Source organism: Mesorhizobium sp. LNJC405B00 (assembly GCF_000502615.1).
Taxonomy (GTDB): Bacteria; Pseudomonadota; Alphaproteobacteria; order Rhizobiales; family Rhizobiaceae; genus Mesorhizobium.
In genome coordinates, this window is the sequence record NZ_AYWC01000014.1 from 87,269 (window position 1) to 106,928 (window position 19,660).

Genomic DNA, 19,660 nt, shown 5'->3' on the forward strand with positions numbered 1-19,660 from the left:
CCGTCCTGAATCGCGCCAAAACAAAAAAGACCAAAGCTTGATCTCTTCTGCGGGCCGGCTCAAGGCCACGCCGCCAGCGCCGTTGTCAGCACCAGCGTCGCCGCGAAGGCCAGATTGATGATCCGCGACGCCAGCGGCTGGCGCAGGGTGCGGGCGAAGGCCGCGCCGGCCAGCAGCCACAGCACATGGATGGCTACGATCATCAGGGTGAGAACCGCCAGCCTGGCCGGGATGCCGAGAGCATCGGCGCCGGCTGCGGTCGCGGAGCCAGCAAGGACCGCAGCAATCGCCACATAGGCTTTCGGGTTGGCAACGGCGAGCAGGAAGCCGCCGAGGAAGGTCGGCAGAACCGCGCTGCTGTCACGCGCGGCCAGCGGCGGCGCTGTCGCTATTCTGTAGGCGAGGTAGAGAATATAGGCGGCGGAAGCGACCGCCAGCACTGGCGCTACGCCCGGCATCGAGGTGAGGATAGCCTTGATGCCGGTGGCCACCACCAGCAGCACCGCGACCGTGCCTAAAATGATCCCCGATGTGTAGTGAAGCGAATTGCGCAGGCCGAAGGCGGCCCCTATCGCCGTGACGCTGATCGTCGCCGGGCCAGGACTGCCCATTACGACGGTTGCCGCCAGCACCAGCGCCAGCAATTGCTGCCAGGGCTGCGCCTGCGAAAGAATGTCTGCGGCCATGCTGCCTCTTCTCCCAATAATGGAGAACAGTGTGGCAAGGCGGACAGCCGTCGTCTTGGACGATCGTGCCGAACCTGCGCGGCTAGGCGCTGGCCTTGTCCAGCGCCACGAGATCCTCCGCGCTGAGCTTCAGCGATGCGGCGCGCACCAGGCTGTCGACCTGGTCCAGCGTCGTGGCGCTGGCGATCGGCGCGGTGATGCCGGGCTGCGCCATCACCCAGGCGAGTGCTACTTCCGCCTGCTTGGCCGAATGGCGCGCCGCCACAGTGTCGAGTGCGGCCAGAATGCGCATGCCGCGCGCATTGAGATAAGCCTTCACGCCGCCGCCGCGTTCACTTTTGCCGAGATCGGCCTCGCTACGGTATTTGCCGCTCAAAAACCCCTTGGCGAGGCTGAAATAGGTGATGACGCCGATATCCTCGGCCACGCACAGATCATGCAGCGGCCCGTCGAAGGATGAGCGGTCGTAGAGATTGTATTCCGGCTGCAGCACGCTGTAGCGCGGCAGCCCGCGCAGGCTGGCAACATCGAGCGCGGCGCGCAGCTGGCCGGCGTCAAGATTCGAGGCGCCGATATGGCGGACCTTGCCGGCAGCGAGCAGCTTCTGGTAGGCGCCGAGCGTCTCTTCGTACGGCGTGGTCGGGTCCGGCCAGTGCGACAAATAGAGGTCGATCACATCGGTCTGCAGCCGCTCAAGCGACGCCTCGACCGCCCTTTCGATATGGGCAGCGGACAGATCCTTCTTGCCTTGTCCCATATCCGAGCCGACTTTGGTGATGACGATGATCTTGTCACGGTTGCCGCGGCTTTTCATCCATTTGCCGATGATGGTCTCGGACTCGCCGCCCGCGTGGCCGGGCACCCAGCGCGAATAGGCATCGGCGGTATCGATAGCGTTGAGGCCGGCGTCGCCGAACCGGTCGAGCAGGTCGAAGGAGGTCTTCTCGTCCGCGGTCCAGCCGAAGACATTGCCGCCCAGGACCAGCGGCGCGATGGAAAGGTCGGTTTGACCGAGACGGCGTTTTTGCAAGACGGGGCTCCGTGGGGCTGGCGGCGGGCGACCCGAATGCTTCGGGCCGCAGCTAAGCTAGGTCTCGCCGCGCCGAGGTCAAAGGCCTCAGCCAATTTTTCCAGCGGGCCAGCGCTTCACAAAGGCGCGAGAGCTTCGCCTGCAGGCTCGCCGTGGTCTACTGGCTCACGAGGCGATCCGCTTCGCCACCTCTTCCAGCCAGTGGTCGCTGATACCCAGCGCCGCGAGATGCTGCAGCGTGTTGAGCACATAGTCCTCGTTGTTTCCGGACTGGCCGACGGCGCCACGGATAACACCTGCCGCATGCGCGGGGTCGAGCCCGCCGGCATACTGCTCATGCTGGCGGTCGACGATATAGGCGACCGCTTTCACTCTCTCTCCCGCGGCCGCCCCATTCCCGTCGAGGCTGACATCGAGCACACGCTCGAGGTAGACGCTGGTCACCAATTCGCGCTCGCGCAGATAGGTCAGCACCTCATCGCGCAGCTCGCCGGGCACGCGAAAGGCCAGCCCGATGCAGGAGCCGCCACGGTCGAGGCCTAGCACCAGGCCCGGCCGCTGGCGCGTGCCGCGATGCACGAAGGAATAGACGCACAGCGACCGGCGGTAGCCGTAAAGCCGCGCGCGCCGTGTCTCGACATGGGCGAATCCCGGTCGCCAGATCAGCGAGCCGTAGCCAAAAACCCAAAAATCGCCCATATCGCCAAGCCTGATTGCACGAGAGTGACGCCGCCGCATCGGAATCGGTGCTCTTCTGTTCTTTTTGCTTGTTGCGTAAGCCACAGTCCACCCGCAACACGCCCGCGTTAATGAAAGCCGCAGCATGACGTCAAGTGACGAGCGTCCGTCGAAGTTTCGCCACCGGCTGATGTGGCTCGCTGCCTTGGTCGTTATGCTGTTCGGCGCCTACAGCGCGGTCTGGTTCTATGTCGCCGGTCGCGTCAGCAGCGAAGCCGACAAGGCGGTGGCCTCGCTCAAGGACAAAGGCATCGAGGCCGGCTGCGCCAACCTCACCGTCAGCGGCTACCCCCTGCGTTTTGCCATCTCCTGTGACAATCTGGCTTACGAGGACGACGCCAGGAACGTTGCCGCCTCGGCAGGCAGCTTCAACTTCGTTGCAGAACTCATCCGGCCTTTGTCGCCCGCCGCCGAGTTGCGCGGGCCACTGCGGACCTCGGTGCCCGGGATGGCGCCGCTATGGATCGATTGGGACAATCTGCAGGCCAATGCCAAGCTCTCCTGGCCCTTGCCACGCAGCATTTCGCTGCAGGCCGAGAGCTTGTCCGGCCAGACCGATCCGGCCGACGACACCGACCCGGTTTCACTGTTCAGCGCCGGAACGGCGGCGGGCGAGTTGCGGCCGGACGGTCAGGACCTTGGCTATACCGGAAGCTTCACCGATCTTGAGATCGACGCCGACGCGATCGGCGGGCGCGTGCTGCCGCCGCTCGACGGCAGCGGCGACGCGACGCTGAAGAACGGCGTCGCGCTGATGAAGACGCAGGCCAGGAGCCTGCGCGGCCAGGCGGTCGGCATCCACAAGCTCGATCTGTCGTCGGGAACCGCGCGCATCACCGTCTCCGGCCCGGTGTCGGTCGACGCCAACGGCCAGGTCAATGCCGACCTGACGATCAAGCTGCAGGATCCCAAAGCCGTGGCGGCAATCCTCGCCACCGCAATCCCCGAGCAGAAGAGCCAGATCGAGCAAGGCTTTGCCGGTCTGGCGCTGCTCGGCAACGAACCGTCGATGCCGCTCAAGGTGGTGAAGGGCAAGGTCTCGCTCGGCTTCATTCCGCTGGGCAAGATCAAGCCGCTCGATTAGAGCAATTCCAGGAAAAGTGTGAGCAGTTTTCCGTCCGGAATTGCGTTAAAACAAAGAGATAGAGCATGATCGCAAAGAGCGGCAACGGCTTTTGGGGAGAGATCATGCTCGAGCAAGCCGACGCATGAACCGACCGGTGAAACTGCTGAGCGTTGGCGCGCTGACGCTGGATACCATCCTGCGCGTCGAAACCCTGCCCACGCATCAGGGCAAGTTCATCGCCTCGGACGGCATCCAGATCGCCTCGGGCATGGCGACAAGTGCTGCCTGCGCCGCCCGCCGTCTCGGCGCCGAGGTGTTCCTGTGGGCAAGTGCAGGTGACGATGCCGTCGGCGACCAATTGCTGGCCGGCATCGAGGCCGAGGGCGTCGATTGCCGCTTTGTCCGCCGCGTCGAAGGCGCCCGCTCGGCGCTGGCCGCGATCCTGGTCGACGCTCATGGCGAGCGCATCATCGTGCCCTTCTACGACCCAAAGGCGCAGGCCGACCCCGAGGCGGTGCCTGTCGCCGATCTTTCCGGCTTCGATGCCGTGCTGGTCGATGTGCGCTGGCCGGGCGCCGCCGCTCTTGCCTTGACCGCCGCGCGCGACGCCGGTTGCCCGGCAATCCTCGACGCCGACACGGCGCCGCTGGAGGTGCTGGAGCGTCTGTTGCCGCTGGCTTCGCACATCGTCGCTTCGGAGACGGCTGCACGCATTATCTGCGACCACGCGCTGGATCCCGAAACCGCCTGCGCCGACCTCGCCAGCCGCACAGACGCCTTTGTCGCGGTGACCGGCGGCGCCGCGGGAAGCTGGTGGCATGACCGGTCCGCCGGATGCGTGCGCCACATCGCGGCGCCGAAGATCAAGGCGGTCGACACGCTGGCCGCCGGCGACGTTTTCCACGGCGCCTTTGCTGTCGCGTTGGCGGAAACCATGCCGATCGAGCAGGCGTTGCGCTTTGCCAGCGCGGCGGCCGCGCTCAAATGCCAGCGCTTCGGCGGCCGGCTGGGGGCGCCAAACAGGGACGAGGCAATGGCCATGGTCGCGGCGACCTGGCCCGTCTGAAACAGATTTAACTTTTCACCGGGTGCTCGACCGCCTGCCGGCCGAAATCCGGCACGTCGATATCCTGGCCGGCCTCGATGATCGAACGGCGAACGGCCCGGGTGCGGGTGAACAGGTCGAACAGCTTGTCGCCGTCGCCCCAGCGGATCGCCCGCTGCAGCGAGGCGAGGTCCTCCGAAAAGCGCGCCAGCATTTCCAGGATGGCATCCTTGTTGTGCAGGCACACGTCGCGCCACATGGTCGGGTCGGAGGCGGCCAGACGGGTGAAGTCGCGGAAACCGGAAGCCGAATATTTGATCACTTCCGACTTGGTCACCGATTCCAGATCGTCGGCCGTGCCGACGATGTTGTAGGCAATGATGTGCGGAAGATGCGAAACGATGGCCAGCGTCATGTCATGATGCTGCGGGTCCATCGTGTCGATGTTGGAGCCGCAGCGCCGCCAGAATTCCGACAGCTTTTCCAGCGCGGCCGGATCGGTTCCCGGCAGGGGCGTGAAGATGCACCAGCGGTTTTCGAACAGCTCGGCGAAACCCGCATCCGGGCCCGATTTCTCCGTACCTGCCAGCGGGTGCCCCGGAATAAAGTGCACGCCGTCCGGTACATAGGGCTGCATTTGCGCAATGACCGAGGCCTTGGTCGAACCGACATCGGTGAGGATGGCGCCCTTTTTCAGCGCCGGCGCGATCTCTTGCGCCACCTCGCCCGACGATCCCACTGGCACCGAGACGATGATCAGGTCGGCATTGCGGACCGCTTCCCTGGCGTCGGTGGTGTAGCTCTCGCCAAGACCGAGCTCCTTCGCCCGTGCCAGCGTGGTCGGGCTGCGCGTCGCGATGGCGACATGGCGGGCCAGGCCCTCGCGGCGGATGATGCGGGCCAGCGACGAGCCAATCAGGCCGATGCCGACCAGCGCGATCTTTTCAAACATCGGTGAAGTCATTGTTTCAGCTTTTCAGGAATGTCGTGAGGGCATCGATGACGCCGCGATTGGCTTCTTCGGTGCCGACGCTCATGCGCAGCGCATTGGGAAAGCCATAGCCGGTAACGCGCCGCAATATATAGCCGCGCTGGGTGAGGTAGTCGTCCGCCGCCTCAGCCGAATGCTTCTTGTCGTCGGGAAAGTGGATGAGGACGAAATTGCCGACGCTGGGCGTCACGCGCAGCCCAAGCTTCGTCAGTTCTTCATTCAACCAGGTAAGCCAGGTCTCGTTGTGCAACGAACTGCGCTCGACATGGGCGCGGTCGCGGATGGCGGCAATGCCGGCCTCGATCGCTGTTGCGTTAACGTTGAAAGGGCCGCGAACACGGTTGATGGCATCGACGATGTGCAGTGGGCCATACATCCAGCCGATGCGCGCGCCGCCAAGGCCGAGCTTGGAGAAGGTGCGGGTCATGACCACATTCTGCGCGCTGCCCGCCAGCTCGATACCTGCCTCATAGTCATTGCGCCTGACGTACTCGGCATAGGCCGCGTCCAGCACCAGAAGCACGTTGCCCGGGAGCGCGGAATGCAGGCGGCGGACCTCCTGGAACGGCAGATAGGTGCCGGTCGGGTTGTTGGGATTGGCGAGGAAGATGATTTTGGTCCGCGGCGTCACCGCGGCCAGGATCGCGTCGACGTCGGCGCGCTCCTCGGTTTCCTTCACAGCAACCGGCTTGGCCCCCGCCGACTGAATGTAGATCTTGTAGACCATGAAGGCATGTTCGGTAAAAATCGCCTCATCGCCTGGCGCAAGATAGGTCTGCGCCAGCAGGCCAAGTATCTCGTCGGAACCGTTGGAGCAGATGATGTTTGCCGGGTTGAGGCCGTGCACCTCGGCGATCGCCTCGCGCAGCCGGCGGGCGGTGCCGTCGGGATAGACATCAAGCTTGCTGGCCACTTCGCGCGCGGCCTCGATCGCCTTCGGCGACGGGCCGAGCGGGTTCTCGTTCGACGACAATTTATGGACCTTGGCGACGCCGGCAGGTGCCGTGCTCTTGCCCGGCACATAGGCGTCGATGTCCATAATGCCCGCGCGGGGCGTCGGCCGTGCCTTGTCCGCTGTCTTGTCCATGTCGCAAACCCGTTGAGAACGCCTCCGTCCGGAGGCCGCAGCGGAAATACAAGCCGTAGCCGCGAATGTCGAGAGGCGGGCAATAGCTGGCCGTTGACGCCGGGCCGCACGAGTTCTAGAAGAACGCAACAGTTCCGTGGTGATTTGGCCGGTCGGCTTGCAGCCACGTTAAACAACTCGCTAAAGGGCCGTTTGCGTGACGTAACCGGCTTTGCGATCGCATTGCCGGTTTTTTATTGCCTGACGGCGGGCAAGGAGAGTCACATGGCCGCGCTCCGCGCTACAAAAACCAACAACGAGGCCGACAACCCGTCGAGCCCTGTGTTGCGTTTTGGCCCTGACAAGCCGCTGAAGCTCGACGCCGGCACGCTTTTGTCGCCGTTCCAGATCGCCTACCAGACATATGGCGCCCTCAACGATGCCCGCACCAACGCCATCCTGGTCTGCCACGCGCTGACCGGCGACCAGCATGTCGCCAGCACCAATCCGGTGACCGGCAAGCCCGGCTGGTGGGAAGTGCTGATCGGTCCCGGCAAGATCATCGACACCAACCGCTTCTTCGTCATTTGCTCCAACGTCATCGGCGGCTGCCTCGGCTCCACCGGTCCGGCCTCGACCAATCCCGCCACCGGCAAGCCCTACGGCCTCGACCTGCCAATCATCACCATCCGCGACATGGTGCGGGCGCAATTGATGCTGGTCGACCATTTCGGCATCGAAAAGCTGTTTTGCGTGCTCGGCGGCTCGATGGGCGGCATGCAGGTGCTGGAATGGGCGTCATGCTATTCCGAGCGCGTCTTCTCGGCCCTGCCGATCGCCACAGGCGCACGCCATTCCTCGCAGAACATCGCCTTCCACGAGGTCGGCCGCCAGGCTGTCATGGCTGATCCGGACTGGCATGGCGGCAAATATTTCGAGCACGGCAAGCGCCCGGAAAAGGGGCTCGCCGTGGCGCGCATGGCCGCCCACATCACCTATCTGTCGGAAGCCGCCCTGCATCGGAAATTCGGCCGCAATCTGCAGGACCGCGAAGCGCTGACCTTCGGTTTCGACGCAGATTTCCAGATCGAAAGCTATCTGCGCCACCAGGGCATGACATTCGTCGACCGCTTCGACGCCAACTCCTACCTCTACATGACCCGTTCGATGGATTATTTCGACCTCGCCGCCGACCATGGCGGCCGGTTGGCAGATGCCTTTGCCGGGACCAAGACCCGCTTCTGCCTGGTGTCCTTCACCTCGGACTGGCTGTTCCCGACCGAGGAGAGCCGCTCGATCGTGCATGCGCTCAACGCCGCCGGCGCCTCCGTCTCCTTCGTCGAGATCGACACCGACCGCGGCCATGATGCCTTCCTGCTCGATGAACCCGAACTGTTTGCCGCCATCAAGGGCTTCATCGGCTCGGCGGCCCGCGCAAGGGGGCTCGCCTCATGAGCGTCAATGGCAGCCAGCGCGTCGACCTCGAAGTCGTGGCCAACCTGATACCGCCGCAGTCGCGGGTGCTCGATGTCGGCTCCGGCGACGGCCTGCTGCTCGAACTCCTGCAGGAGACCAAGCAGGTCGACGGCCGCGGGCTGGAGCTGTCACAGCGCGGCGTCAATGAATGCGTGGCGCGCGGTCTCTCGGTCATCCAGGGCGATGCCGATACCGACCTCGAATTCTATCCGGACAAGGGTTTTGACTTCGTCGTCCTGTCTCAGACGCTGCAGGCGACCCGCAACCCGAAGCTGGTGCTCGACGAGTTGCTGCGAATCGGCAACCGCGCCATCGTCTCCTTCCCCAATTTCGGCCACTGGCGGGTGCGGCTGTCGCTGTTCGTCAATGGCCGGATGCCGGTGACCGCGGACCTGCCCTATTCCTGGTACGACACGCCCAACATCCATTTCTGCACCATCCGCGACTTCGTCAATCTGGTCGAGGAACTCGGCGCTTCGGTCGAGAAAGCCACCGCGCTCGACGGCAACGGCCAGAAGATCGGCCTGTCGATGCCATGGTGGTTCTGGAATTTCTTCGGCCAGCAAGCGGTGTTCTTGCTGAAGCGGTAGTTTGCCCCTATTCCAGCACGTCCGTCGCTTGTGCGGGTGCTGAACGCCATCGGCGATGATCACATCGGCGTGGGAGTTGTCGGTGCGCAAGGCCAGAATCTCCCGATAGGCTGATGAATCGTACCAGCCCCACGCATGCGCCCTGTCCGGAAACTCGATGACGATCAGATGCCCGGGCCATTCGTTTTCGACCACGTCCATGTCGCCGCCGTGGACAAGGAAGCGGCCGCCGAACGGCTCCAATGTGGCGTCGATCCTCTGCAGATACCCGACAATCTGCGGGCCCATTGTGACTTGACGCATATGGGCGACGGCGTAGGCGGCCATGGCTGAACTCCCTGTGAGATCGAAGCCCGACGACCGGCTTCGTTGGCGCAATCTGCAGACATGATGGCCATCGGTCGATTACGTCTGGGGTAATCGGCCGGCTTACCGGCGTCCTGGCTCAACAGTTTGTGATGACATTGCCGCTGGTTTTTTGTAGCGTCGAATCGAATGCCATCCCGGGTAAGGCTTGGACGGCGACCATCAAAACCTCCGGCCTCCAGGCATTTCGGGGCACAATCGAAGCAACATGTCCAAGGCAACCGACCTCGCTCCGCTGATCTCGGTGATCACACCGACGCACAATCGCCGCAGCAAGGTGGTGCGCGCCGTGGAGAGCGTGCTGGCGCAGAATTTTCCCCGGTTCGAACACATTGTCGTCGATGACGGCTCGACCGACGGTACGGCAGCCGCACTTGCCGAAATCCGCGATCCACGGCTGATCTATGTTGGCTCGAAATGGCGCGGCGCCAATGCCGCCCGTAATGCCGGCATCGAGCGGGCGCAGGCGCCGGTGGTGACATTCCTCGATTCCGACGACGTCTATTTGCCGGATCGCCTGGCGCGGACGCTGGAGCAGTTCGACAACAATCCCTCGCTCGAAGTGCTGATCAGTTCCTTCGTGTCGCTGAAGGGCAATCGCCGCACCAACTGCGTCAACCGCGAGGCGCTGCTGAGCCGCGACTCGCTGGAGCGGGCCCTTGTCGCGCAGACCATCTTCATTGCCGGGTCGGCAATCACCGCCCGGCGCGAGTCGCTGCTGGCCATCGGCGGCTACGACAGTGACGTCACGCGCATGCAGGATCGCGAATTGTTGCTGCGCTTTGCCCGTCGCAGCGGCGCGCAGCTGTCCGAAGTGATCGACTGGAAAAAGTACAACTCGGAGAATTCGATCTCCGGTCGCCGGGACGGCTATGTCGAAGCCTATGCGAGCTTGATCGACAAGCACCCCTATATCGCCGACCGCTACCCCTACATTCCGCCTTACATGATCGCCCGGCAGCTCATCGCCGATGCACTCAAGGGCAGGGTTTCGCAGGCGTTCTCCGGCTATATGGCCAACCGGTCGTCGAAGGCGCTTGGCTATTCGCTGCCGCAGCTGTTGCGTGGCTATGTCGGCGGCCGGCGCTGGCGCCGCGATCTCTATGCCGAATTTCGCGACAAATACGGTGCACGGCCGGCCTGAAGTTTGCCGACAAGCCGAGCAGCGGCTTTCCCCTCCGAACTGCCTCAAACCTCATTTGTCGAGTTCCGGCAGATATGGGTCGGAATATAGCCGCCGGTCGCGTTCGCCCTGCAGGCAGTCCATGGGTGCGGCGGCATCGATCGGGACCACGGTCGCATCGGCGATGCCGCTCACCTCCAGGATCAGCTTGCGGCGTATGGCGGTGGCGAACTCCGAGGCCGCATAGATCGGCAACACGAAGGAGCCGGGCCCACCGGTGACGCACTCGTCATAATACTGGTCGAGATGGCTGAAGGTCGGCGACGGGCTGATCAGGATCGGCAGGCCGTTGATGACAATACCCTTGGCTACAGCGGCATCGCGTGTCGTGGCGACGGGCGGCCCGGTGTTGTTGGGACCGTCGCCGGAAATGTCGATGACGCTGCGTGGCGCATCGAACCCCGTGCCCTCGAACAGCCCGGCGCCGAAGGCAAGCGCACCGGAAATCGAGGTGCCGCGAAAGCTGCGGAACGGCCGCGCTTCTATTCTGTCGGCGAAGGCGCTGGCGCTCTCTGCGCTGTCGATCACCTGCCAGGCGATGACGCCATCCTCGCGCACGACGCCCGCCCATTCGAAATAGGCAAGCGCGATGCGCCCGGTGGTTCCCGAGCGCGCGGCCTTGATGAAATCGGGATGCCTGAGCGCCTCGACATAGCCCGCGCGCTGCAGCGCGAACTCCCTCTCGTCCATCGACTGTGAGATGTCGACGGCCAGCACCAGTTCGACATCCACGGCAACGGCCGGGGCAGCCACGGGCGTGGTGCAGGCAAGGCAGGCAAGCAGGCTGAGCGCATCGAGCATGGCCGCACCACGGACGTTTCGACCCGTGAATCTTCGCCGCGATCGCGGCGAAATAAAGCCCCTTCTACTTCTTTCGCCGCACGGCCGCTTTCGGCGGCGGGTCGATGGCGCCGGTCCTGACTCGGGCGGGTTTCAGTGGCGCAGCACCCGTATCCTTCACGATGTTCAATGCGCGTGGAAAGAAATGACCATTGTGCAGTCCGCGCCCGATGTTGAGGATCGCGGTTTCCGGCAGGCGTTTCTCCAGCATGGACAGTACCCTTCGCAGCGAAGGACCATCGAACGCGTCCATCGCTTCGTCGATGATCACCCATTTCGGCTGCCGCAAGGCCAGCCTGGCGAAGGCCAGCGACCGCTGTTCGTCATCGTTGAGTTCACGCTCCCAGCGTGCGGAACGGTCGAGCGAGGATGACAGCCGCTCGAGGCCGACCTCGGCCAGCACCGCCCCAAAATCAGCATCGCCAGCCGGCGCCGAGCCATTCGGATGCAGCACTTCGCGTAACGTGCCGGCAGGAAAATACGGAACACGCGGCACGAAAATCGGCGTTTCTCCGGCCGGCAAGCCGATCCGCCCGCTGCCCCAGGGCCAAAGGCCGGCAATGGCGCGGAAGAACAATGTCTTGCCGGCGCCTGGGTCGCCGGTGATCATGACGCGCTCACCGGGATGGATCTCGACATGGCTGCCTGAAAGTTTGGTGCAGCCCTCCGGCGAGGCCACTTGGAGCTTCTCGAAGGTCAGGCTGCCATTGGCGTTATCGCCGAATTCGATGCGCTTTTCCTTGTCGTGCAACACATCGGTTTCATCGAGCGCAATGCGGAAGTCGGCAACGCGCATCAGCGTGGCGCGCCAGTCGGCGATGCCGCCGATATTGTTGATGAACCAGCGCAGCGACGAGTGCACCTGGTTGAAGGCGCCGACCGCCATCATCAACCCGCCAAAGCTGATGTCGCCTGAAAAATAGACCGGCGATGCAACCAGGATCGGCGCCACCACGGTGATCCAGCCATAGGTATCGGTCACCCAGGAAAGGTTGATCTGCGCTTTGTAGATGTTTCGCATCGCGCCCAGCACCGTGCCAAGGTCGATTTCGAGCCGTCTCTTGGCATCGGCTTCGCCGTGATAGAGCGCGATGGCGTCTACATTCTCGTTGACGCGCACCATCCCGGAACGCAGCTCGGCCTCGCGGGTGTAGCGGTCGCTGTTGAGGCGGATCAGCGGCCGCCCGACCAGCCAGCTCAGCCAGGAGGCGATGCCGGCATAGAGGAACGCGGCCCAGACCATGTAGCCCGGTATCGCCAGCGACCAGCCGTTGATGTGGAAGACGAAGCCCGACGAGAGTTGCCAAAGCACGCCGACGAACGACACCAGCAGGATGAAGGATTGCAGCAGGCCGACGCCGAGGTCCGTCGACAGATCGGACAGATGCGCGGCATCCTGCTGCATGCGCTGGTCGGGATTGACGCCGATGGCGCCGGCATTGGCGAGCCGGAAGGCCCGCGCCGGCCGCATCCATTGGTCGATCAGGTCGAGCGTCAGCGCCTCGCGCAGCTTCAGCCGGATCATCTGGTTGAGCCAGGTCTGAGCGATGTTGAGCAGCAGCAGCGTGCCGGCAATCACGGCAAAGATCATCAGCTGATGCAGGAAGGCCGCCATGTCGCGACGCGCCAGCGCATCGTAGAAAGGCTGGTTCCAGCGGTTGAGCAGAACCTGGCCGATCGACGTCGCGACGATGACCGCCATAATGCCGACCGACGTCCAGACCAGCCACTTGCGCACCGGTGAGCCTATCAGCGCCCGTTTGATCGTCGCTACCTGATCGCGCAGGCTGCTGGCTTCGACGGTTACCGGCTGAACGGTGGCGGACTTGTCCGGTTGATCAGCCATGCACGAGGTCCTTGCGTTCAGAAGCGTTGCTGAAACCAGATGGAGAGACTTGAAGGCATCCGCCGCTCAAACGGACCGCGAATGCATCTGCGACAGATAGGTGGGAAAAACCCACGCAACACCAGTTTTCATGATGATCACGAAGGTGTCACCTGACGCGTCGTCGATGTCACCCCTTCCGCCCGGCGGCCAAGCCGCGTCGCACCGTGCGGTGACAGTACCGGCACGAAGACACGGCGCGAGGCGCGCTGCGCGACCGGCACGCCCTGATAGAGCCGCTTCTGCGCCTCGACCACGATGACGCCGGAAAAGATCGGCCAGAACCGCCGGCCGGCGCGCTCCAGCACATTGTGGAACCGCATCATGAAGCGCCGCGGCGATGGCGGGAAGAACAGCGCGTCGGACCAGGAAGCCGGTGTGAAATTCGCCTCGCGCAGCAATTCTGTCAGCTGGCCGCGCGAGAACGGCCGGCCATTGCCGAACGGCGTGTGCTCGAACCGCGCCCAGACACCGCGCCGGTTGGGCACGACGATGACGACGCGCCCTGCCGGCGACAGCACCCGCCAGATCTCGTTCAGCGTCTCGCGCGGGTTTTCGACATGTTCGAGCGAATGCACGAGCAGCATGCGGTCGATGCAGGAATCGACCAGCGGCAGTTCCTCGTCGAAGACCAGCGCCGTAGCCGTCGGCCCGTTCGCCGGCCAGACGACGGCGCCTTGCGTAGCAGGCATGAAGGCAAACACCCGCTCGGCATCGGTGCCGAACCGCTCCAGCCACGGCAAGGTATAGCCGAGCCCGACCAGCCGCTCATTGGGCACTGTTGCCCATATTGAGGACAGCGCCATGGTGATCGAGCGTTCAGCCAGGCGGCCGAGCGTGGTCGAATAGAAGGAGCGGAGATCGACGATATCGGAATGCATGCGCGGGACGGTAGCTGCGATGCCGCCCAAGTTCAACAAAGCCGGCACGTTCTGCAAAGCTAGAGTGACATCGGCGGCCAAGCGCCCTATGTCTGCGCCAACAGATGGAGAGATGCCAATGCCCGTCGAAATCGAACAGTTCATGTGCCGCAGCGACAATTTCGGCGTGCTGGTGCATGACCCGAAAAGCGGCGAGACCGCCATTATCGACGCGCCCGAAGAAGCGCCGATCATTGCCGCGATCGAGCGTACCGGCTGGAAGCCGACGATGATCCTGACCACCCACCACCATGTCGACCATGTCGAGGCCAATCTGGCGCTGAAGGAGCGCTTCAAGCTGCGCATCGTCGGACCGGAGGCTGAAAAGGAAAAGATCCCCGGCATCGACGAGACCGTCGGGCAAGGCTCGGTCGTCCATCTCGGCGGCGAGCGGATCGATGTCATCGCCACGCCCGGCCACACTGCGGGCCATGTCTCCTATCATTTTCCGGCCTCGAAAGTGGCGTTCACCGCCGACACTTTGTTCGCGCTCGGCTGCGGCCGGCTGTTCGAATGCAAGCCGCCGGTGATGTATGAGTCGCTGAAGAAGCTCGCCGCACTCCCGGCGGACACGGTCATCTATTGCGGCCATGAGTATACGCTTTCGAACGCCCGCTTTGCGTTGACCGTCGACCCGACCAATTCGGCGCTCAGGGAACGCGCCGCCAAAATCGAGACCCTGCGCGCCGACAACAAGGCGACGCTGCCGACCACGATCGGCGAGGAATTGTCGACCAATCCGTTCCTGCGCTGGCACGACCCGGCGATCCGCAAGCATCTCGGTATGGAGGCGGCCCCGGACGCCGAAGTGTTCGCGGAAATCCGCAAGCGCAAGGACAATTTCTGAGCATCGTACCGGGATCAGCCATGACCAGCGCCGCTGAAATCATCGCCACGCTCGGCCTCAAGCCGCATCCGGAAGGCGGCTGGTATGCCGAGACCTTTCGCGACGGCGCCGGTGGCGCGCGTGGCCATTCGACGGCGATCTATTTCCTCCTCGAACAGGACCAGATTTCGGCCTGGCACCGGGTCAAGGACGCGGCCGAGGTCTGGCACTTCCATGCCGGAGCACCGCTGGCGCTGTCAATCTGGGAGGAAGGCAGTCCAAAGGTTAACCAGGTGATCGAGCAGGTGCTCGGCATTGAACTTGCGGCGGGCGAGCGGCCGCAGATCGTCGTGCCGGCCGGCTGGTGGCAATCGGCGCGCAGCCTCGGCGAATGGACGTTGGTCGGCTGCACCGTGGCGCCGGGCTTCGACTTCGCCGCGTTTGAAATGGCCGAGCCGGGCTGGCAGCCTTAGGCCAGAAGAAAACCAAGAGTTATGCAGAGCTGGGCGGCGTAGTACAGCACCCAGACCGCATAACGGATGCCGGCGCGATAGGGTGCTATTGCCGGAACCAGGAATTTCTCCGCGGCAAGCAGCCCGTCCGATGCCATGAACATAACAGCGCCGCCGATGACCCACGGATTGTCGAGCGTCAACGCCGAGATGCCCATCGCCAGAATGGCCGCGATATAGACGGCGATCGGCACCCGCAGGCCGGGACTGACACGGCGCCAGAGTGCTGCCAGCATGACGACTGCGAAGGCCGCCATGGCCAGCGCGATGGCGCCGCGCCATGTCTCGGTGCTGAGCACATCCAGCCCGCCGCCGCTGCGCAGGAAGAGCGGCACATAGAGGACATGCGCCGCAAGGAAGCTGGCCAGCCCGCCGAGGAAGGCCTTTTCGCCGTCACGCGACAGGAAGGCATCGCCGACGCCGCTGAGCAGCAGTGCGACGACGAGCAACAGCGGCCCACCTTGCATGAAGGCGAGTGCCGCAAGCATGGCCACGGCCAGCGTCTTTGCCGCCGAGCGGGCCAGCGTCGGCCGCATATCCAGGGTGAAGGCGTAGATCACTGCCGCCACCAGCGAAAAAATCAATGTTGCATTGGCGTTGGCGTCGATGCCGCCGGCAAACGGCATCGTCATGCGCTTGCCCCACCCGTTGCCGCCTTGCGCAGGAACAACGATTTCGCCGCCAGTGCCGCGCCGCCGGTGATCAGCACGCAGGCCGCCAGGATACGCAGCGACGGCTCGGCAACGCCCGCCGCGATCAGCACCAATGTCGACAGCAGTGGCGCCGCATAGCTTGCCGCGCCGAGCACCTGGATGTTGCCGCGCTTGACGCCGATATCCCAGGCGTAGAAGGCCGCGCCCACCGGCATCAACCCCAAACCAAGCACCGCCAGCCACTGGCCGGGACCATCGGGCAGCACCGTCTTTTCCAGCAGAAGATGGCAGACGAGAGACAGGGCTGCCGTGGCGGCGCAGAACCAGGTGACAATCGAGGTCGGCACCGCCGGAAAGCGCCGCGACAGCAGCGAATAGGACGACCACAGCAGCGCACACACGGCCGCCATCGCATAGCCGAAGGTGTAGCGAGCATCGAAGGCGAGGCCGCCACCCTTGGTGACGATCAGCACGGTCCCGGCGAGCCCGAGCAGCGCGCCGACGACATGGTTCCAGGCCAGCTTCTCGCCCGGCATCAGCGCTGATCCCAGCACGATCAGCAGCGGCCACAGATAGGCGATCAGGCTTGCCTCCACCGCCGGCGCGTTGCGCAGCGCGGTGAAATAGAAGAAATGGTATCCGAACAGTCCGGCAATGCCGATCACCCAGACCTGGCGTGGGATCTTCAGGCTTTTATCGGTCGCCGGCATGAACAGCCGGGCAACCAGCCCGACCGCGGTGCCGATGGTGAAGGTGATGGCCGAGAGCAAGAATGGCGGCACGGCGCCCGACGCATCGGTGAGCAACGCCAGCAGCGCCCACATGGCGACCGCCGAGAAACCGATCAGTGTTGCGCGCCCCATGCCCGTCTCCGGCGACTCGCCCCATTTCTATTCGGGTGGGCGCGTCTATTCAGTAGCTTCGAACCGCCCCGCGCTGACAGTCAAGGTGCCGATCTGCGTCCCGACCGTGGCGTGGATCGGGGCATATATGCCGGTTTGGCCGAGCGGTGCAAACGTCACCATCATCTGGCTCTTCTTCTTCAGGTAATTAAGCGCCTTGCGGCCCTTGCGGTAGCCTGCCACCGGCTCGAAGCTCATCTTGCAGGTAACGGTGTCGCCCTTGTAGCCCTTGACCGAGATCGATCCTTTCGAGGCGTAGGTCAGCGTCAGGTCGGCGCGCATCTCGCCGTCATAGAATTTCACCTTGCGCCCACAGACCTGGTCGAGGCTGTCGGCATGGATGACGGTAGCCGCCATCGGATCGAGCACAGATGCCAGATCGTTGCTGCCCAGCGGTATCCAGTTTTTGGGATTGCGCTTTTTCGGCTCGGGAATGACCTGGGTGGCGGTCACCGCGCCATTGGCAAAGCGGATATCGACCATGGAAGCCTTCTTGCCGGACTTATAATCGGCGCGAAATACCTGCGGCTGCATCTGCTTGCCCAGGATCTTGCCCTTTGACGAGATCGTGCCGCTCGTGTCGTCGAACAAGGTGGCGAGACCGGCGCTGGAGACGGTGCCGTCTATGGAATAGCTATCGCCTTCGTAGTGGCTGGAAAATGTCGCCTTGGCCACGGAAAGGCCGAGGAACGACACCGTGTATTCGCCCTTGAAGGACTGTGCGGTGGCTGCGGGCGCGGCGGCAAGGGTTGATGTCGGCAAGGCGGCGACAAGTATGGCGACAACGGCATGTGACGGGCGAAGCATGGCGGGCTCGGTCCTTGATTTTTTTAACCGGAGGCGGGCGACTCCGGCTTGAATGTCCCTGTCCGACCGCTTATAGGCTGAATTTCGGCCTTTATGTGAAACGCCCGTCACAGTCGTGGGCAAGCCGGAGCTTGACGCATTGGCGAAATGCAACTAAGGAACGCCAACTTTTCCATAAGGCCGCCTGACTGAAACCGCGCGCCACCCGGCGCGGGCGAACAAGGTTTGGCAGGCTTAGACAGAACTGAAGGTTAGAACCATGTCCCGCACTTGCGAACTCACTGCCAAGGCAGTCCAGACCGGCAACAATGTGAGCCACGCCAACAACAAGACCAAGCGCCGCTTCCTGCCGAACCTCGTCAATGTGACGCTGATTTCGGAAGCGCTGAACCAGAATGTGCGCCTGCGCATTTCGGCCAACGCGCTGCGTTCGGTCGAGCATCGCGGCGGCCTCGACGCCTTCCTGGCCAAGGCCGACGCCAAGGAACTGTCGCAGCGCGCGCGCCTGTTGAAGAAGCAGATCGCCAAGAAGCTGGCCGACCAGCCCGCCGCTTAACGATATCAAGGCGGGGGACGACCGCCCTGAGCATCGGCGCAATCCGATGCTCAAAACTTCTAAGGCAGCAGCATCGGAGCAATCCGATGCTCAAAACTTGCAAGGCAGCGCGACCCGAACTTCGGCTAGCGCCTGGCTGGTTCCATTACCCAGGATAAAAAAATGACTTCCTTCTCGCGATATCTGCCCTTTGTGGCCGCCATGGCGCTTGTCGTCGTGGCATCGAACATCCTCGTGCAGTTCCCGATGCAGGGCCAGGCCGGCGGTCTGTCGCTGGGCGACATCCTGACCTGGGGCGCCTTCACCTATCCCTTCTCCTTCCTGGTCACCGACCTTGCCAACCGCCGCTACGGGCCGACCGTGGCGCGCCGCATCGTCCTTGTCGGCTTCATGACCGCTGTGGTCTGCTCGATCCTCGTCCCGCCCTTCCTGTTTCGCCACGGCCTGATCGAGTTCGAGACATCAGCCGACCGGCTGGTGCGCATCGCCACAGCTTCCGGCGCGGCCTTCCTTTGCGCGCAATTGCTCGACGTCACCGTGTTCAACCGGTTGCGCCGGCAGAGCTGGTGGCGCGCGCCGATCGTCGGCACGCTGGTCGGCTCGGTGTTCGACACCCTGGTGTTCTTCAGCATCGCCTTTTCGGCCGCCTTCGCTTTTGCCGGCCCGAACGACAGCTTTGCGCTGGAGACGGCGCCGCTGATGGGCGTGCTGCCGGTCGAGTCCATGCGCTGGGTCTCCTGGGCGCTGGGCGACCTCTCGGTGAAGCTGATCATCGCTGTTGTGGCCCTGATCCCCTACCGGCTGCTCGCCGCCCACTGGAGCCAGCCGGCCGTGGCTGTCTAGGCCGTGATTCCCTGGGTCCAGCTCGGCTCGGCCAAAACGCCTGACGGCGGACAGGAACTGCGCCTCAAGCAGCGCGGCAGCGAATTCTCGATCATGCTCGGCACCAATGAGCTGATGAACAGCCGCCTCAGCGGCTCCGAGGAAGCGCTGGCCAAGCTCTCCTGTGAAAAGATCGGCGGCCGCGCCCAACCGAAAATCCTGATCGGCGGCCTCGGCATGGGTTTTACGCTGCGCGCTGCGCTTGCCCAAATGGGCGCCGACGCAGGCATCACCGTTGCCGAGCTTGTCCCCGCCGTCATCGCCTGGGCGCGCGGCCCCATGGAGGCGGTCTTCGCCGGCTGTCTCGACGATCCCCGTGTGACGGTTCGCGAAGCCGACGCCGGGCACATCATAAGATCCGACAAGGCAGCCTGGGACGCCATCCTGCTCGATGTCGACAATGGCCCCGAAGGCATCGTCTACAAGGGCAACGACGCCCTCTATGGCGCTGCCGGCCTCGGCGCGGCGCGTGCAGCGCTCAGGCCCGGGGGCGTGCTGGCTGTTTGGTCGCAAGGCCCCGATGCCGGCTTCACACTTAGGCTCAAGCAGGCGGGCTTTGTCGTGGACGAGGTGAAGACGCGCGCCAATGGCAAGCGCGGCGCGCGCCACGTCATCTGGATCGCCACCAAGCCTTAGGGCT

At 63.9% G+C, this 19,660-nt stretch carries 21 protein-coding genes, 1 pseudogene and 1 riboswitch; of the genes and pseudogenes, 10 read left to right on the top strand and 12 right to left on the bottom strand.

The window, feature by feature from the left end; all coding sequences use genetic code 11:
- Positions 1-59: 59 nt before the first annotated feature.
- From X756_RS142180 to X756_RS142170, 3 genes are all read right to left on the bottom strand, one after another.
- The gene (locus X756_RS142180; RefSeq protein WP_023698717.1) at positions 60-686 is read right to left on the bottom strand and encodes a LysE family translocator; all 627 of its coding nucleotides are present in this window, start codon (positions 684-686) and stop codon (positions 60-62) included.
- Between the two features lie 82 nt (positions 687-768).
- Complete coding sequence (locus tag X756_RS142175) at positions 769-1,716, bottom strand: aldo/keto reductase (RefSeq protein ID WP_023731073.1); 948 nt, start codon at positions 1,714-1,716, stop codon at positions 769-771.
- A 165-nt stretch (positions 1,717-1,881) separates the two neighbouring features.
- Positions 1,882-2,415 (bottom strand): gamma-glutamylcyclotransferase, encoded by a 534-nt coding sequence (locus X756_RS142170; RefSeq protein ID WP_023698719.1) that lies wholly within the window; start codon positions 2,413-2,415, stop codon positions 1,882-1,884.
- A 124-nt stretch (positions 2,416-2,539) separates the two neighbouring features.
- On the opposite strand from X756_RS142170, the gene X756_RS142165 reads away from it, so the two are divergent.
- Together X756_RS142165 and X756_RS142160 are read left to right on the top strand one after the other, a co-directional pair.
- On the top strand, positions 2,540-3,538 hold the full coding sequence (locus X756_RS142165) for a DUF2125 domain-containing protein (RefSeq protein WP_023731074.1): 999 nt from the start codon (positions 2,540-2,542) through the stop codon (positions 3,536-3,538).
- A gap of 124 nt (positions 3,539-3,662) precedes the next feature.
- Positions 3,663-4,586: a sugar kinase gene (locus tag X756_RS142160; RefSeq protein ID WP_023731075.1), complete on the top strand. Its 924-nt coding sequence runs from the start codon at positions 3,663-3,665 to the stop codon at positions 4,584-4,586.
- 7 nt (positions 4,587-4,593) lie between these two features.
- On the opposite strand, the gene X756_RS142155 is transcribed toward X756_RS142160, so the two are convergent.
- Together X756_RS142155 and hisC are read right to left on the bottom strand one after the other, a co-directional pair.
- Complete coding sequence (locus X756_RS142155; protein WP_023731076.1) at positions 4,594-5,529, bottom strand: prephenate/arogenate dehydrogenase family protein; 936 nt, start codon at positions 5,527-5,529, stop codon at positions 4,594-4,596.
- Positions 5,530-5,533: 4 nt separating this feature from the next.
- On the bottom strand, positions 5,534-6,643 hold the full coding sequence (gene hisC / locus X756_RS142150; protein WP_023731077.1) for a histidinol-phosphate transaminase: 1,110 nt from the start codon (positions 6,641-6,643) through the stop codon (positions 5,534-5,536).
- 126 nt (positions 6,644-6,769) lie between these two features.
- Positions 6,770-6,847: riboswitch (SAM riboswitch) on the top strand.
- 60 nt (positions 6,848-6,907) lie between these two features.
- Here hisC and X756_RS142145 point away from each other — a divergent pair.
- Both X756_RS142145 and metW read left to right on the top strand, forming a co-directional pair.
- A complete protein-coding gene (locus X756_RS142145) occupies positions 6,908-8,077 on the top strand; it encodes a homoserine O-acetyltransferase (RefSeq protein ID WP_023685352.1) in 1,170 nt (389 codons plus the stop codon).
- Entirely contained in the window at positions 8,074-8,688 is a 615-nt protein-coding gene (gene metW, locus X756_RS142140; RefSeq protein ID WP_023673299.1) for a methionine biosynthesis protein MetW, read from the top strand. Before X756_RS142145 ends, metW begins: the two co-directional genes overlap by 4 nt.
- Before the next feature lie 102 nt (positions 8,689-8,790).
- On the opposite strand, the pseudogene X756_RS1000000168025 reads toward metW, so the two are convergent.
- A pseudogene (locus X756_RS1000000168025) lies at positions 8,791-9,015 on the bottom strand (DUF1330 domain-containing protein); the annotation flags it as partial.
- A gap of 247 nt (positions 9,016-9,262) precedes the next feature.
- Here X756_RS1000000168025 and X756_RS142130 point away from each other — a divergent pair.
- Positions 9,263-10,198 carry a glycosyltransferase family 2 protein gene (locus X756_RS142130; RefSeq protein ID WP_023673297.1) on the top strand — a complete coding sequence of 312 codons (936 nt, stop codon included), beginning with the start codon at positions 9,263-9,265 and terminating at the stop codon, positions 10,196-10,198.
- Between the two features lie 51 nt (positions 10,199-10,249).
- Here X756_RS142130 and X756_RS142125 read toward each other — a convergent pair whose 3' ends face one another.
- From X756_RS142125 to X756_RS142115, 3 genes are all read right to left on the bottom strand, one after another.
- Positions 10,250-11,038, bottom strand: a complete 789-nt coding sequence (locus tag X756_RS142125; protein WP_023731079.1) for a DUF1194 domain-containing protein — start codon at positions 11,036-11,038, stop codon at positions 10,250-10,252.
- Between the two features lie 64 nt (positions 11,039-11,102).
- A complete protein-coding gene (locus X756_RS142120; protein ID WP_023731080.1) occupies positions 11,103-12,923 on the bottom strand; it encodes an ABC transporter ATP-binding protein/permease in 1,821 nt (606 codons plus the stop codon).
- 137 nt (positions 12,924-13,060) lie between these two features.
- Positions 13,061-13,843, bottom strand: a complete 783-nt coding sequence (locus X756_RS142115) for a methyltransferase domain-containing protein (RefSeq protein WP_023670688.1) — start codon at positions 13,841-13,843, stop codon at positions 13,061-13,063.
- 118 nt (positions 13,844-13,961) lie between these two features.
- Between X756_RS142115 and gloB the strand changes: the two genes are divergently transcribed.
- Positions 13,962-14,729 carry a hydroxyacylglutathione hydrolase gene (gloB, locus tag X756_RS142110; protein ID WP_023701385.1) on the top strand — a complete coding sequence of 256 codons (768 nt, stop codon included), beginning with the start codon at positions 13,962-13,964 and terminating at the stop codon, positions 14,727-14,729.
- Between the two features lie 20 nt (positions 14,730-14,749).
- Positions 14,750-15,181, top strand: coding sequence for a cupin domain-containing protein (locus tag X756_RS142105; protein ID WP_023731081.1), 432 nt, complete (start codon positions 14,750-14,752; stop codon positions 15,179-15,181).
- Here the strand turns inward: X756_RS142105 and X756_RS142100 are convergent.
- The 3 genes from X756_RS142100 to X756_RS142090 are packed head-to-tail and all read right to left on the bottom strand — an operon-like array spanning position 15,178 to position 17,582.
- Positions 15,178-15,852, bottom strand: a complete 675-nt coding sequence (locus X756_RS142100) for a lysoplasmalogenase (RefSeq protein ID WP_023686725.1) — start codon at positions 15,850-15,852, stop codon at positions 15,178-15,180. The genes X756_RS142105 and X756_RS142100 overlap by 4 nt on opposite strands.
- Positions 15,849-16,736 (bottom strand): EamA family transporter, encoded by an 888-nt coding sequence (locus X756_RS142095; protein ID WP_023699112.1) that lies wholly within the window; start codon positions 16,734-16,736, stop codon positions 15,849-15,851. Before X756_RS142095 ends, X756_RS142100 begins: the two co-directional genes overlap by 4 nt.
- A 45-nt stretch (positions 16,737-16,781) precedes the next feature.
- Positions 16,782-17,582, bottom strand: coding sequence for a DUF3108 domain-containing protein (locus X756_RS142090; RefSeq protein WP_023711708.1), 801 nt, complete (start codon positions 17,580-17,582; stop codon positions 16,782-16,784).
- Between the two features lie 259 nt (positions 17,583-17,841).
- Between X756_RS142090 and rpmB the strand changes: the two genes are divergently transcribed.
- The 3 genes from rpmB (at position 17,842) to X756_RS142075 (ending at position 19,656) form a co-directional block, all read left to right on the top strand.
- Entirely contained in the window at positions 17,842-18,138 is a 297-nt protein-coding gene (rpmB, locus tag X756_RS142085; protein ID WP_023670682.1) for a 50S ribosomal protein L28, read from the top strand.
- Between the two features lie 162 nt (positions 18,139-18,300).
- Positions 18,301-18,981: a queuosine precursor transporter gene (locus X756_RS142080; RefSeq protein WP_023731082.1), complete on the top strand. Its 681-nt coding sequence runs from the start codon at positions 18,301-18,303 to the stop codon at positions 18,979-18,981.
- 3 nt (positions 18,982-18,984) lie between these two features.
- Positions 18,985-19,656: a spermidine synthase gene (locus tag X756_RS142075; protein WP_023686729.1), complete on the top strand. Its 672-nt coding sequence runs from the start codon at positions 18,985-18,987 to the stop codon at positions 19,654-19,656.
- Positions 19,657-19,660: the final 4 nt, after the last annotated feature.